This is a genomic window from Hyalangium versicolor (assembly GCF_020103695.1).
Classification (GTDB): domain Bacteria; phylum Myxococcota; class Myxococcia; order Myxococcales; family Myxococcaceae; genus Hyalangium; species Hyalangium versicolor.
Genome location: NZ_JAHXBF010000026.1, coordinates 51,697 through 66,717 on the forward strand (window position 1 = coordinate 51,697; position 15,021 = coordinate 66,717).

Genomic DNA, 15,021 nt, shown 5'->3' on the forward strand with positions numbered 1-15,021 from the left:
CAGAGCCTACGAAATCTGGGGCTCCTGTCCTACCCCCCTGATGGTGTTCCGGGAGCTTCCCGGGCCGGGGGCCTCTCGCGCAGGGCTTCGGCCATGCGGAGCACGATGGCCTCGAGCAAGAGGCCCCGAGGGAAGTGGGCCCCCGCCGAGTTGCCTGCCAGTATGGGCCACCGCTCCTGCAGTGGCAGGGCGACGGCCCAGTGATCGGCGCGGACGTAGCCCAGCAGCTCGCTGCCCGGCAGCAGCTGATCGGAGAAGAGCAGCTGGCCGTCGTTGAGAGGATCCATGTAGCGCAGCGGTGCCTCCAGGGGCGCCATCGCGCGGGCGACCTCCTCCTCGGGGGCCATGGAGCCGACGGAGAAGTAGCGGACGGAGTCGGGCAGCTTGTGGCGTGCGAGCCACTTCATCCTCGCCTCGCGCTTCAGGTCCTGGGCGATGCCGCGATCTCCCGGAGGGCACCGCTTCGAGGGCCAGTCCTTGAGAGCCTGGTAGACGAAGGCGTAGCGGTTGGCGGCCGGCGAGCCGTTCACGCTGCCCGCGATGCTGACCACCGCGTGGACCCGGGGAACGAGGCTCGGGTACTGGACCAGGAATTCCATGATGTCCGCAGCGCCCTTCGAGTAGCCCATGAGCACGAGCCGTCCATCGGGAGGGACGGAAGTCCTCGCGACCGCCGCGGCGATGCGCCAGGCGTTGGCCGCGCTGCTCGAGCGTCCGCTGACGCGCACGGTGTTCACCGAGTAGCCCAGGGCTCGCAACCGGGGGATGGCCTCCGGAAAGAGCTCCGCGTCCTCGAAGCACTCCGCCACGCCACCTGGCACGAGGAGGATGCGCATGCGTGGATCATGCGGCGGAAGCGGGGCGGGATCTTCCTCGCGGGGCTCCGCGGCGAGGGAAACGAGCAGCTTCCCGCAGTCCACTCCCGGCGTTTGCTCATGGGCTGCGAGCCCACAAAAGAGGGTGCGGAAGCGAGCGCGCCCATCCTGCACCGGAGGCTGCCCCACCACGGCGAGCTGTAGGGGAGGGATGTCTGAGGCCTGGTAGTGGAGGAGTGGGGAGGCGCAGGCCGCGAGTGCGAGCGCGAGGCTTGCGAGCAAGGCCCTCAGGCAGGTCGAGAAGCTCACGGTCATCCTCCCTGTCCGAGCGCTTCGAGGATGCGAAGGAGGGCCGCCTCGAGCAGCACGTCTCGAGGAAACAAGGGAGCGGCCCCTTCTGGCTCGGTCGCTATGGACCAGTGGTCGGTGTTCGCATAGCCAAGCAACTCGGCGCCCGGAATGACCTGATCGACGAACGGGACCAGGCCATCGTTGCGCGGCTCGATCCGGGTGAGCGCCTTGGCGCGGGAACGGAGCGGAGGAGTCACCTCCGAGACAGGGGCAAAGGCCGCCAGCGAAAAGAGGCGAGGTGGCTTGGGCAGCGGGTGAGCCATGAGCCAGCGCAAGCGGTAGGCCCGGTCCAGGTCCACCAGCGCCTCACGTTCCTTCGTGGTGCACGCGGTGTCGCCCCCTCGAGGGAAGAGCAGGGAGACTCCTGACGCATCGCTGGCGAGAGGCGAGCCGTTGATCGCCCCCGCCACGCTCAGCACCGCGGACACGCGAGAGGCTGCGGCGGGATGCGAGACGAGGAGTTCGAGGATGTCCACCGCGCCCCGGGCATGACCGACGAGCAGCAGGCGCTTGGAGGGCATCTCCGCGACCTCTTGGGCGAGGCGATCGGCATTCGTGCGGCTGGTCGAGGCGGCGTTCACCTGGGAGACCCGAGCCTCGTAGCCCAGGTGCCGCAGGCGTGTGACGATCGACTCAAAGGGGGGCGCGAGCCCGTAGGCACACTCTCCCAGCAGACCGGGCACGAAGAGCACGCCCAGCTTGGGATTGTGCGGTGGCAGGGGGCGTGGAGCGCTGGCTGTCTCGGGCTCATCGCTCAGCCGATGGAGGAGCCCACCACAGGTCTGATCCCCCGCGCCCGGTTCTCTCGCGAGCAGTGCGCAGAAGATCTCCCGGAAACGCGCCCGGCCGTCTCGAATCGCGGCGGCACCGGGGAAGGTCAGCACCTGCGCGGGCACATCCAGGCTGTACTGGAGGAGCGGGGTCGACTTGCACCCCGAGGACAGCACGAGCAACAGCAAGGAGAGCAGCCAGGAGAGGGACAGAGAGCTAAGAGTTCGAATGGGCTCACCCGCTGCCACGGCTAGCGTGGCGAAGGGGGCTTCGTCGGGCCCGCGTGTGTCTCGAGGAACCGCGCCGCGCGAGCGAGGAACTCGATCAGGTTGTCCTTGCGTATGAGCGAGTGGCCCTCGTTCTCCGCGACCATGTACTCCACGGGGATCTTCCGCTCCCGCAGCGCGCGGACGATCTGATCCGACTCGCCCCGAGGCACGCGCACATCATTGGCGCCCGCGTAGACGAAGAGCGGGTCGACGATCCGGTCCGCGTCCGCGAGAGGGGAGATCGAATCGAGGAAGGCCGCATCCTTGTCGGGATCGCCCATCTCCAGGAGGAAGATCTCGCGGATGAGTCCGCTGGTGGTGGCCATGAAGGTCTTCATGTTCGCCACGCCGAACAGGTCCACGCCCGCGCGCCACAGGCCGGGCATCCGGGTGAGTCCGATCAGCACGGAGTATCCCCCGTAGCTGCCGCCATAGATGATGACGCGGTTGGAGTCCGCCCAGGGCTGCGAGGCCGCCCAGCGGCCGGTGGCCTCGATGTCCTTGAAGGCCTCGAGTCGTCGGGGCCCGTTGTCCGCCTCCTCGAACGCGCGGCCGAACCCGCCCGAGCCTCGGACGTTCGGCTCCACCCACGCGTAGCCCTGGGAGAGGAAGAAGGCGATGGGCGCCGACCACCGGATCTTCGAGCTGCCCGCGGGCCCACCGTGGTAGCAGACGATCACCGGCAGCTTCCCGGTGCGATTCTTCGGCAGGTATACGTTGATGGGCAGAGCCAGCCCGTCGTGGGCGCGGAGCTCGGTGATGCTCGCCTCGATGGGGGGCACCTCCTTCAACGAGGGGCGTGGCTCCTTGCGCAGCGAGGCGGCCTTGCCCGTCTTCGCGTCGATCACCCACGCATCCATGGGGGACGAGGGCGTGGACCAGACGGCGGTGAGTCGCCGGCCATCCTCCGAGAAGTCCTGCACCTCCCCCAGGCCCAGCGGCATCGAGACCTGGGCGCGAGGCTTCAGCGTGCGCGCGTCGAGCAGCCGGATCTCGCTGTGGTTGCCCGCGTCGAGCGCGAACGCGAGCGTCTCTCCGGTCTTCGCCAGCGACAGGGAGCTGACGAGGCTCGGGGTCTTCTCGACATAGCGAGCCAGCTCCTGGCCGCTTCGTGCATCGAGCGCGAGCAGCAGGGGTTGCTCGCCGCCTCCATCGGTCGCCACGTACACGGTCTTGCCGTCCGGGGAGAACTGGGCGTCGAAGAGGGTGACCTTGCGTGAGTCCTGGGGGTACAGCATCCGGGGCGCCCCCGTTGCCAGGTCCAGGTGCTGGAGGTAGGTCTCCGAGCCCGACAGGTACCGCATGAACAGCCCCTGCTTGCCATCGCGGCTCACGTCCAGGAGGAAGCCCGGCTTGTCGTCGCGGTGGATGACCCGGGCCGTGCCGCCATTCGTGGGGATGGCGTAGACGGCGGAGGCGGCTTCCTCCTTGCGGCGGCCACTGAAGAAGATCGTGTCTGGCGCGAGATCCGGCAGGAACGCGCCGTCCCGGTGCAGCGTCTCTCCCGGAGTCAGCTCCACCGGCGGCCCCGAGCCATCCAGGCCCACCTTCCAGATGGACCAGTTCTCGTCGGCTCCCTTGTCCGACCGGAAGAGGAGCGCCTGGCCATCCGGCGTCGTTGCCTCGAAGCTCATTCGCTCGGGCCACTCGGTGAGCCGCTTCGCGGGCGAGTCCGGGCGCGCGGCGTCGGCGATGTAGAGCTGCGGCAGCCCGTCCCGGTTGGAGGTGAAGATCACCCGCTTGCCGTCTCGGGAGAGGAAGGCCTCGGTGTTGAGGAAGGCATCCACCAGCGGCGCCGCCTTCTGCTGGAGTTCGGCGTCGCGCGCTGCGTCAACGCCTCCCGGTGCGTCTGGCCTCTCAGGAGCGACCGGGCCCGCGAGCGTGGGCGAGGAGGACGGTGCCACGCTCGAGGCGGCTGGAGCAGAGGGAGCCGGGGGAGCCGCCTCCGGCTGTGGCTGAGGAGCGCTTGCACAGGCCGCGAGCAACGCAGTGGCGAGAGCAAATGGGTACGGGAAGGTGCGCATCGGCCGAGGACGGTAGCGCGGCATGTCACGGTTCACCACCAGTTCGGGCGAGCGAGCGGTGGCCGGTTTCTGGGGACGTGCGCGAAGGCTCTTCCTACTTCGCAGGAAGGGCCCAGGCATCCTGGCTTGCGGGGGTGGGCAAGGCATGTTGAGTTGCAGTCCCGACACGCAAAGGCCCAAGGAGCCTTCATGCCCTCTGCTGCACCTGCTGAATGGAAGGGACCTCCCTCGAACCGCACGTTCCTGGGACACCCGGTGGGTCTCTTCGTCCTCTTCTTGACCGAGATGTGGGAGCGCTTTTCGTATTACGGGATGCGCGGGCTGCTGAAGCTCTACATGGTGAACTACCTGTTCATCACCGTCCGCCAGACGCTGCAGGGCAAGGCGTACGATGGAGCGGGCAATCCGGATGACGTGATCGGGTGGGGCTTCGTCAAGTCGTTGCTGCCCACGATCGATCCGTCGACGCTCGAGCAGTGCGTGGGCGAGAAGGTGAAGGCGCTGGTGGCCCAGAACCCGGGCATGCTGGCGGACATGGCGAACACCATCGCCTCGCAGAAGTGCGCGGTGGAGCCCAACGCCTCGCTGCTCTATGGCGCCTATGCGAGCCTGGTGTACCTGACGCCGGTGATCGGAGGCTGGATCGCCGACAAGTACCTGGGGCAGAAGAAGGCCGTCTACGTGGGCGCCATCACGATGGCGCTCGGGCAGTTCGTGCTCTTCGGCGCGGACAACCTGTTCTTCATCGGCTTGTTGCTGTTGATCATCGGCAATGGCTTCTTCAAGCCGAACATCGCCACCCAGGTGGGCAGCCTCTATCCACCGGGGGATTCCCGCCGCGATGGCGCCTTCACCATCTTCTACATGGGCGTCAACATCGGCGCGTTCATCTGCAACTTCGTTTGCGGCACCCTGGCGGCGTTGTACGGGTGGCGGTACGGCTTCCTGGCCGCGGGCGTGGGCATGTGCATCGGCTTGGCGGTGCAATTCCTGGGGCGCAATGCGCTGGCGCCGGACACGCTGCAGGAGCGCAAGAGCCAGGCCGTCCAGGAGGAGAAGCAGTCGCTGACGGCCAACGAGAGGAAACGTGTCCTCGCGCTCATCATCCTGTGCCTGCTCAACGTCGTTTTCTGGGCCGTCTACGAACAGCAGGGCAACACGATGCAGACGTGGGCCGACGAGAAGACCTTCTGGCCGTCGTGGGCGTCCTCGACGTGGTTCCAGTCGGTGAACCCGTTCTTCATCTTCCTCTTCGCGCCGTTCCTGGATCGGTTCTGGGCGTGGCAGAGCAAGCGCGGCAGCGAGCCATCCTCGGTGGCGAAGATGGCGATTGGCTGCTTCATCCTCGGTGGGTCCTTCGTCGTGATGGTGGCGGGCGCACGCATCGTGGGCGGCGACAAGGGCAGCCTGTTCTGGCCGGTGTTCTGCACGATGCTGCTGACGATCGGTGAGCTCTACCTGTCGCCGGTCGGCCTGTCGCTGGTGACCAAGGTGGCGCCGGTGCGCATCGTCTCGCTGATGATGGGGACGTGGTACCTGTCGAGCTTCCTCGGCAACTTCCTGTCGGGCTGGATCGGCCAGTTCTACACGTCGATGCCGAAGGAGATGTTCTTCCTCGTGCTGATGGTGCTCGGTATCTCGGCGGGTACAGCGATCTGGCTCTTCAACAAGCCGCTGAAGAATGCCATGCAGCCGGAGTCCCCTCATGGGGGCTCGAGCCCGGTGAGCAGCACGGCGTCGTAGTCACGCGGCTCTCTCCGGGGCGGTTCGTCCGCCCCGGAGGCGCCGGCGGCTACAACTCGTCGAGGAACTCGTCGTTGTACGTGTAGCGCGTGAGGCGCTTGACGAGGGCCTCCATCGCCTCGACGGGCTTCACCGCGAAGAGCATCTGCCGCAGCTTCTTCACCTTCTCGTACTCCTTCTGGGTGAAGAGCTTCTCCTCCTTGCGCGTGCCCGACTGGGCGATGTTGATCGCCGGGAAGATGCGCTTCTCCGCCAGCAGCCGGTCCAGCGTCACCTCGGAGTTACCCGTTCCCTTGAACTCCTCGAAGATGACCTCGTCCATGCGGCTGCCCGTGTCGATCAGCGCCGTGCCGATGATCGTCAGCGTGCCGGCCTCCTCGGTGGCGCGCGCCGCGCCGAAGATGCGCTTGGGGCGCTCCAGCGCGCGGCTGTCCACACCGCCCGTCAGAGTGCGGCCCGAGCTGTCCACTTCCTTGTTGTACGCGCGCGCCAGCCGCGTGATCGAGTCCAGCAGGATCATCACGTCCTTGCCCGACTCCACCAACCGCCGTGCCCGCTCCAGCGCCAGCTCCGCCACCTTCAGGTGATCGCCCGTCGGCCGGTCCGAGCTCGAGGCCAGCACCTCGGCCTTGATGCTCCGACGCATGTCCGTCACTTCCTCGGGGCGCTCGTCGATGAGCAGCACCATCACGTGCATCTCGGGATGGTTGGTGATCACCGCCTGGGCGATCCGCTGCAGCATGATCGTCTTGCCCGTCTTCGGCGGAGCGACGATCAACGCGCGCTGCCCCTTGCCGATCGGCGCGATCAGGTCCATCACCCGCGTCACCATCTCGCGGTGGCCGTTCTCCAGCTTGATGCGCTCGATGGGGTCCACCGACGTCAGGTCCGCGAAGTGCGGCCGCCGGGGCGCTCCGTCCAGCGGACTGCCGTCCACCGTGTCCACCTTCTGGATGAGGCCCTTGGTGCCGCGCATCTGCGCGAACGCCGTGACGTACTGCCCCTGACGCAGCCGCAGCTTCTGCACCAGGTTCTTCGGCATCTCCGGGTCATCCGGCGAGGGCAGCAGGTTCTTCTTCACCTGCCGCAGGAAGGCGTTGGGGCCCTTGGCCTCCGTGTCCAGCACGCCCTCCACCGGCGTCAGGTTCTGCTGCGGCGCCGCCTGTCCCTGCTGTCCGCCATGGTGCGGACGCTGGCCACCCTGCGGCTGCGGCTGGCCCTGCTGCTGCTGTTGCTGTTGCTGCTGCGCCAGGCGCTGCTGGTACTGCTGGAGCTCCTGCGGCGTCAGGAACACCTGCTGCATCTGCCCGTCCGGACCGGGCTGCATCCGGTAGGCCTGTCCCTCCGGGGTGAAGTGCACCTGCGCGCCACGGCGGCGGCGGCGGCGGCGGCGGCGGCGGCCTCCACCCTGGCCGGGCTGTCCCGGGGCACCGGGCTGTCCCGGAGTGGGCGCCGCTCCGTCTCCGCCCTCATCGGGTCCGTCATCGCCCTCGCCATCATCGCCGCCGTCATCGTCCATACCGGACGGTTCGGGCCGAGAGGCCTCGGCGGTGGGCGGGAGGGGCTCACGGGGATCGTTGTTATCGGGGGTGTTCTCGCTCATGGAATTCCGCAGGCTCTGCACGCACAGGCCCTGGCCGGGCCGGGTGCGGACGACTCGACATGTGGGACAGGGAGCCAGACGCGGGGTCCTCGAGGCTGCCTGCGCTCCATGCGCGGGTTCTCGATGACCGAAACCGCCGGTCCCTGGAGCCCTCCGGCGGCCCGAGAGCCGGCCAGAGAGCAACACTCACATTAGCAGAGACCCGTGGGAGGCTTCGAGAATTTCGAACCCCCTGTCCTCCAGCCGACTCACTCCACCGTCAGGGTGAAGGGCATGGCGGCCTTGAGCCCCGGCTCCAGCCACCCCGAGGTGAGGCCTGTCTCCTTCACGATCGCCTGCATGCCCGGCAGCAGGGCAGGGCGGGCCTCGGGCAGCAGCCGGTGCAGGACCGAGGGCTCCCCGCCCAGTGACGAGAACAGGCCCTTGGGCTCTCCGTATACCACCAGGTCCAGCTCCTCGTGGGCCTCCACCTTGGCCCGGGCCCGCGCCGTCTCCACCGCCTCCACGAAGCCGCCCAGCTTGTCCACCAGCCCGCGTGACAGGGCATCCTGGCCGGACCACACCCGCCCCCGGGCGATGGCGTCCACCTTCGCCTTCTCCATGTTCCGCGCCTGGCTCACGTAGGTGATGAAGTCGTCGTAGGTGGAGTCCACCCAGCGCTGCACCGCGGTCTGCTCCTCGGGCGTCCACGGGCGCCAGTAGCTGAGCATGTCCGCCATGGGGCCCCGGGAGATGTTCTCCTGGTTGATGCCCAGCTTGTCCTGCAACAGGCCCTGCAGCGCGGGCTTCAAGTAGAACACGCCAATGCTGCCGGTGATGGTGGTGGGGTTGGCGAGGATCTCATCGGCGCCGATGGACACATAGTAGCCACCCGAGGCCGCCACATCTCCCATGGAGGCGATGATGGGCTTGTGCTTCCGGGCCTCCACTACCGCTCGGTACATCAAATCCGAGGCGAGCACGTCCCCGCCGCCCGAGTCCACCCGCAGGATGATGGCCACCACGGAGGGATCCTCCTGAGCGCGCAGGAGCGCCAACACCACCGTCTCGGCCCCGGCGATGCGCGCCCCTCCGAGCGGATCCTCGCGGCTCTTGCCTCCGGCGATGGTGCCCAGCACCGGGACGATGGCGATCCGGCGGCGGCTGCCCCAGCGCGTCTCCCGCTCCGCGCGGGGAGAGTATCCGGGGGAGTAGGTCGAGCCCGGGGCCAGCTCACGCACCTTCTGTTCCACCTGGTCCTGCTGCTGGAGGATGCCGTCCAACAGCCCCAGCTCCAGGGCCTTCTTCACCGGGATGAGGCCCACGCTCCACGCCTCGCGCAGGCGCCCGGGGGGCAGCTTCCGTCCGCGGGTGACGACCTCCTCGTACCAGTTCACCTCGGTGTCCAGGTAGGCGTTGACCGTCTCCCGCTCGGCCTCGCTCATGTCCCGGCGGGTGAGTTGCTCGGGGGCCGTCTTGTACTCGCCCACGCGCGCCACGTCCCAGCTGACGCCCAGCTTCTCCATCGTCCCGCCCACGCTGACGATGCCCGCCGACAGGCCGTTGATGACCAGCGAGGAGGCCGGCATCGCGTAGATCTGATCCGCTGCCGAGGCCACCATGTAGCCCTTGTCGTCGCACGAGAGCAGCACGGCCAGCACCTTCTTGCCGTTGGCGCGCAGGCGCATCACGGCCTGGCGCAGCTCCTCCGCGCGGCCCCAGTCCACGCCGCCCAGCCCCTCCATCTTCAGCACCACGCCGCGCAGCTGGGGATCCTTGGTGGCCAGATCCAGGAAGCGCATCAGGTTCAGGTACGGATCCGGCCCGCTCGCGCCGAGCAGCGCCAGCGCGGGGCTCACGCCACCGGAGAGCCGGTCATTGAGATCCAGCATCGTCACCACGCCGGAGGACAGGCCCAGGGCCCGGTAGTTGGCGCTCGACACGCGCACGGCCAGCACGTGATCCCACCCGTCGCTCGTCCCGCCTCCCGCGTAGGTGACGCCGAGGTGGCCGGTGTCCAGCGTGGCGCCGAGCTGGAACGCCACATCCTCTCCCTTGCGCAGGCCGTGCGAGAGACCGGCGCCCAGCCTGAACCCGGGCCACAGCTCCGCCTTCAGCGCGTAGGTGAGCCGGCCCTCGTCCAGGCCTCCCGAGCGGAAGAGATAGTCCACCCCCAGCGTGTACCGCTCATCGAAGGGACGCACCCCGAAGCCCACGTCGAAGCTGCGGGTGAGCTTGTACTCGCCCTGCTCGGGCTGGTTGATGTCTCGCGCCACCACGCTGTAGGAGAAGGAGCGCCACGGGCGCGCCGACAGGCCGATGTCCCAGCTCGACAGCTTCTCGATGAATGGATCCGACGAGCCGAAGAGGTGGTAGGTGGTCCCGAGCGCCAGCGTGTCCGTGCCGAGCGAGAGGCCCCACGAGGTGCGGCGGTAGTCCGGCTGCGCCGCGTTGTCGAGCCACTCCAGCCCGAAGCCCAGCCCCACCACTCCGAACAGGCTGGTGCCGGTGAACAGGCCGTTGCCCACCTGATCCTGGGGCCGGTTGCGCTCGTGGACGAAGAACAGCTGCGTGTCGTCGATGAAGCGCAGGCTGCCGGGGTTGAGGGAGAGGGCGGTGGCCTCGTCCACGATGGCCGTGGAGTCGGGAGGCAGCGTCACTCCGCGCGAACCCACCAGGGGGCGGAGGATGGCATTCGTCTGGGCGAGGGCGACGCAGGGGAGCAGCAGGAGCATTGCCTGGAGGCGCATACGCCTCGGACTCTAGGCCGCTCCCACCCCGTGCGGACAAGCTTCGCGATCACCAGTCTTCAGTACCGTTCACTCGGTCCAGCGGATCGCCACTCTTGTCCTTCTTCTCCGTCACGCGCCGCCGGCCGCCCTGATCCTCGGAGTTCCACTCCTCCATGCCGTGGCGGTTGTCCAGCGGGTCCGAGCCCGTGACCTTCTTCTCACCGCCTCCCAGGCCGTTGTTGATCAGGTAGTTCACCAGCCGGCTCATCTCCGCCTTGGTCTGGCCGTACTCGTCGCCCTGGAGTACCAGGCGGCGGCTCGCCAGCTTCTTGCCGCTCTGCATATCGAAGAAGCCCACCACCACCTCGGTGCCATTGGGGCCCAGATCCTTCACCGTGCCCAACAGGCCGCGGTCGATCGACAGGGCCTTGCCCATGGCGGTGGCCGCGGGGCTCGGCTGGGTGCGGACGATCTCGCTGGCTACCTTGTCCAGCTGCGAGTCGTACTTCTTGTAGTTGCTCGTCGGCTTGAGCTCGGCGTTGACCTCCACGTCGTCCGGAGTCACCTCCAGCAACTGGCCGGACTGCTGGAAGCCGGGGCGGTCCAGCCGCAGCAGGTGCTTGCCCACCTGCATCGGGCCCACCGTCACCGGCGTGTAGCCCTGGAACTCGCCATCCACGTACACGCGGGCGCCCGCGGGCTTGGACTTCACCGTGGCGCTGCCGCGCAGCACCGAAGTGCGGCTGGTGGCCACCTGGGCGCGCAGGGCGATGAAGTCCTTGTTGTAGCGCTTGGTGTTCAGCTCGAAGGTCGGGTTGAGCGCCATCAAATCGATGAGGTTGAGCCTGGCCTCCTCGGTGTCCCCGCGCTGGCTGAGCACGGCGGCGTACAGGGCGGTGGCCTCGCACAGCTCGGTGCAGGAGCGCATGGCCCCCACGGCTCCCTGCAACTCCTTGAGCGTGGCGCGCAGCTTGCGCTCCGCGTCGTCGTACTCCTTGGCCTCGTAGGCCGCCAGGCTCTCCTCGAGCCCCTTGCTGCCGCGCTTGAGCGAGGCCTGGGCCTCGTCATCCGCGGGCATGCCGAACAGCTCCTCGGGCTTCTTCACCGTGAAGCCGGAGAACTGCTCGAGCGCCTCGTTCATGAAGGTCTCGAGCTTCACCGTGCTGCCCTCGGCCCCCTGATCCATGGGGATGAGCAGTGCGCTGATGCGCCGGGCCGTAGGGGGAGGGGCGGCCAGGGCAACAGCGGGAAGGAGTACGAGCACCAGGGCTTTCATTCAGAGACCTCGATACCTGCCGGACGCGAGCGCGCGGACAGCCATTCAATTCCGCCGCTAGAAGCCCAGCCCCGGGAGACCCGAGACGGGACCTAGCGGGCCGCCCCGCCGAGCCTGCGTGGCATAGACGATACCACCCGTCACCACGGCCGCACCTCCCACCACCGCGGCCCAGAACCAGGGCTTCTTGACGACCGGCGGCAGACCTTTCAGCGGAGAGGAGGGCTCGGCGACCAGCTTGCCCGTGAGGAAGCCGTGAACGCGCTCGGCCGCTGCCTGGGGGCTCTCGGTGCGCTCCTTCGAGGCGGGCTTCAGCTCCACGCCGCGCAGCCGGTTCTTCGTGCGCACATCCCACACCTGGACTTCGGCCTCGGCGCCCTTCTTCTGCTGCACTGCGGCAAGGACCACGTAGCGGGCGCCCACCTTGTCCGCGATGGAGGCGACTTCGGGGGGCATGGCGTCCCCATCGAAGGCCTTGGCGGAGGAGGCCTTGGCGGCGGCGGCGAGCACCTGGGCCAGCTCGGGCAGCGGCTCGAGTTGGGGCTTCAGCTCGGAGTTCTTGCCGGAGGCCACCTGGGGATAGGAGGCGTAGGGCTGGTAGCCGGGCAGGGAGATGACCACCGGCTGGCGGCCAGGGTGGACCTCCACGCCCTTGAGCGGGGTGAGGCCCACGTCCTCGCCGCGCACCGTCACCTGGGCGCCCGAGGGCTTGGACTCGACGACGAGCGTGCCGGGCTTCTGCGCGTTGAACTCCTGCTGTGCGTCGGTGAAGGCCGTCTGCACGTCCGAGCCGAAGAGGTTGTGGTCCGGCTGCGTGAGCGGATCCGCGGCCAGCGCGCGGAGGAAGGCGTTCTTCGCGCCCGGCTTGTCCCCGTTGAGGAACTCGCAGGCGCCCAGGAAGACGAAGGTCCGCGCGAGCTGCTGCGGCTTGAACGCGCCGGGGTGCTTCTCGTAGGCGTCCGCCGCCGCGTTGAACTTCGCGGCGGCAGTCTCCGGATCCAGGTTGTCGTAGGACTCCTTACCCTGCTCGTAGAGCGCGTCGGCCTCCTTGAGGGACACGGGCGGGGGAGGAGGGAAGGCCGAGCCCAGATCGACCATCTGGACGTCCGGCTTGCTGCTCAGCTCGCGGGTGAGGGCCTCCTGGATCTGGGAGGCAGCCGACTCGGCATTGCTGGAGCGGGCGATGGCGAACACCACGGTCCCGTTCTCGACGGCCTTGCGCACCGGGGGGGCGGGCGTGGGCTCCGGCTCCGGCTGGGCGACGGTGGGCTCGGGAGCGGGCTCGGGCTTGGACTTGGGCTCGGGTTTGACGACAGGCGCTGGCTTCTTCTTGCCGCGGCGAGCGGACTGGGCTTCAGCGCTGACGCTCAGAGCGAGCGCGAGAACGAGGAACAGGCGGAAGGTGGACACGGCGCGGATGCTACCCGAGCCAGCCCCCCGGACACCATTCCCCGCCTGGGGGGGGCAGGCTTCCGGCCTGGAACGGAGGGGGGCACCGGATCAGCCCGATGCCCCTCCGGCCAGGATCAGACGTCCAGCTCCTCGACGTCCCCGGCGCGCTCCATGATGAACTTGAAGCGCGCGCTCACGTCCTTGCCGAGCAGGTCATTGATGACCCGATCGGTCTCCAGGGCGTTTTCGATGGTGACCTTGAGACTCTTGCGGTTCTTGGGATCGAGCGTGGTCGTCTTCAGCTCCTCGGCGGTCATCTCGCCCAGACCCTTGAAGCGCATGATGTTGGGCTTGGCGTTGCCCTTGGTCTTCTCCTTGATGATGCGGTCTCGGTCCGCCTCGTCCAGCGCCCAGTAGGTCTCCTTGCCAATCTCCACCTTGTAGAGAGGAGGCTGGGCGATGTGGACGGCGCCGCTCTCGATGAGCGGGCGCAGGTGCCGGTAGAAGAAGGTGAGCAGCAGGGTGGCGATGTGGTGGCCGTCGCTGTCGGCGTCCATCATCAGGAAGACGCGGCCGTAGCGCAGCTTGGAGATGTCGAAGTCCGAGCCGATGCCGCAACCCAGGGCGCTGACGATGTCCTGGAGTTCCTTGTTGGTGGCCACCTTGTCGGTGGAGGCCTGCTCGGCGTTGAGCACCTTGCCGCGCAGCGGGAGGATGGCCTGGGTGCGCCGGTCCCGACCCTGCTTGGCGCTGCCGCCTGCGGAGTCACCTTCGACGATGAACAGCTCGCTGGAGCCGGGATCCGTGGAGGAGCAGTCCGCGAGCTTGCCGGGCAGGTTGAGCCGGTGGCTGATGGCGGACTTGCGGCTGATGGCCTGGGAGGCGGCGCGGCTGGCCTCGCGAGCGCGGGCGGCGAGGATGATGCGGGCCACCACCGCCTCGGCGATGGACTTGTTGTCGTTGAGCCACTTCTCCAGGGCGGGGCGCAGCACGCCGTCCACCTGGTTGGCGGCTTCCGGGTTGTTGAGGCGGCCCTTGGTCTGGCCCTGGAACTGGGGCTCCACCACGTAGACGGAGAGGATGGCCGTCATGCCCTCGCGGATGTCCTCCGCGGTGAGGGTGACGCCCTTGGGCGTCAAGTTGTGCGTCTCGATGTAGTTGCGCACGGCCTTGACGACGGCGCCGCGAAGGCCCGCCTCGTGCGTACCGCCCTGCGCGGTGGGGATGCCGTTGACGTAGGAGCGGATGCTCTCGTCGGTGGCCTCGGTCCACACCAGGGCGGCCTCCAGGCGCACCCCGTTGTCACGCGAGTGGTAGAAGCTGGTGCTTCCAGCCGGCACCACGGGCTTGGCGCGCTCGGCGACCCACTTGGTGAGGTACTCGGCGATGCCGCCATCGTGCTTGTAGGTGATGTGGACGTGAGGGCTGGCGGTGTCGTCCTTCCAGACGACCGTCATGCCCTTGTGCAGGTAGCTCTTGGCCTCGAGCCGCTCGCGGATGAGCTCCGCGTCGAACTTCTGCTTCTCGCCGAAGATCTCCGGATCCGGCTCGAAGGTGGTGGAGGTGCCGGTGCCGCGGGCGGGACCCTCCACGCGCAGGGTGCTGGCGGGCTTGCCGCGCCCGTACGTCTGCACGTGCTTCTTCTGGTCGCGCTTGATCTCGATGATCATCTTGCGCGAGAGGGCGTTGACCACGGAGCTGCCCACGCCGTGCAGACCGCCGGAGTGGATGTAGTTGCCCTGCTCGAACTTACCGCCCGAGTGAAGCGTGGTGAGGATGACCTCGACCGCCGGCTTCTTGAACTTGGGCATGATGTCCACGGGGATGCCGCGGCCGTTGTCCGTCACGGTGATGGTGCGCCCATCCTTGTGGAGCGAGACTTCCACGGTGGTGGCGTAGCCGTTGATGACCTCGTCCACCGAGTTGTCGAGGATCTCCCACAGCAGGTGGTGATAGCCCGTGCTGTCGGTGCCTCCGATGTACATGGCCGGGCGCTTGCGCACCGGCTCCAGACCCTCGAGGACCTGGATGTCCGCACCTGTGTATGTTTCCTTCTTGGTCGCCAT

At 68.0% G+C, this 15,021-nt stretch carries 9 protein-coding genes; 1 reads left to right on the forward strand and 8 read right to left on the reverse strand.

Annotation, left to right across the window (positions count from 1 at the left end; genetic code table 11):
* Positions 1-29 precede the first annotated feature (29 nt).
* From KY501_RS41145 to KY501_RS41155, 3 genes are all read right to left on the reverse strand, one after another.
* Positions 30-1,124 (reverse strand): alpha/beta hydrolase family protein, encoded by a 1,095-nt coding sequence (locus tag KY501_RS41145; protein ID WP_224369395.1) that lies wholly within the window; start codon positions 1,122-1,124, stop codon positions 30-32.
* A gap of 2 nt (positions 1,125-1,126) precedes the next feature.
* On the reverse strand, positions 1,127-2,125 hold the full coding sequence (locus tag KY501_RS41150) for an alpha/beta hydrolase family protein (RefSeq protein ID WP_224369396.1): 999 nt from the start codon (positions 2,123-2,125) through the stop codon (positions 1,127-1,129).
* A 62-nt stretch (positions 2,126-2,187) separates the two neighbouring features.
* Positions 2,188-4,254, reverse strand: coding sequence for a S9 family peptidase (locus tag KY501_RS41155; RefSeq protein ID WP_224369397.1), 2,067 nt, complete (start codon positions 4,252-4,254; stop codon positions 2,188-2,190).
* 165 nt (positions 4,255-4,419) lie between these two features.
* On the opposite strand from KY501_RS41155, the gene KY501_RS41160 reads away from it, so the two are divergent.
* Positions 4,420-5,973: a peptide MFS transporter gene (locus tag KY501_RS41160; protein ID WP_224369398.1), complete on the forward strand. Its 1,554-nt coding sequence runs from the start codon at positions 4,420-4,422 to the stop codon at positions 5,971-5,973.
* A 49-nt stretch (positions 5,974-6,022) separates the two neighbouring features.
* Here KY501_RS41160 and rho read toward each other — a convergent pair whose 3' ends face one another.
* From rho to KY501_RS41185, 5 genes are all read right to left on the reverse strand, one after another.
* Positions 6,023-7,576, reverse strand: coding sequence for a transcription termination factor Rho (gene rho, locus KY501_RS41165; RefSeq protein WP_224369399.1), 1,554 nt, complete (start codon positions 7,574-7,576; stop codon positions 6,023-6,025).
* 248 nt (positions 7,577-7,824) lie between these two features.
* Positions 7,825-10,305 (reverse strand): signal peptide peptidase SppA, encoded by a 2,481-nt coding sequence (gene sppA / locus KY501_RS41170; protein ID WP_224369400.1) that lies wholly within the window; start codon positions 10,303-10,305, stop codon positions 7,825-7,827.
* Positions 10,306-10,354: 49 nt separating this feature from the next.
* Entirely contained in the window at positions 10,355-11,563 is a 1,209-nt protein-coding gene (locus KY501_RS41175) for a PEGA domain-containing protein (protein WP_224369401.1), read from the reverse strand.
* Between the two features lie 57 nt (positions 11,564-11,620).
* On the reverse strand, positions 11,621-12,973 hold the full coding sequence (locus KY501_RS41180; RefSeq protein ID WP_224369402.1) for a PEGA domain-containing protein: 1,353 nt from the start codon (positions 12,971-12,973) through the stop codon (positions 11,621-11,623).
* A gap of 116 nt (positions 12,974-13,089) precedes the next feature.
* The gene (locus KY501_RS41185; protein ID WP_224369403.1) at positions 13,090-15,021 is read right to left on the reverse strand and encodes a DNA gyrase/topoisomerase IV subunit B; all 1,932 of its coding nucleotides are present in this window, start codon (positions 15,019-15,021) and stop codon (positions 13,090-13,092) included.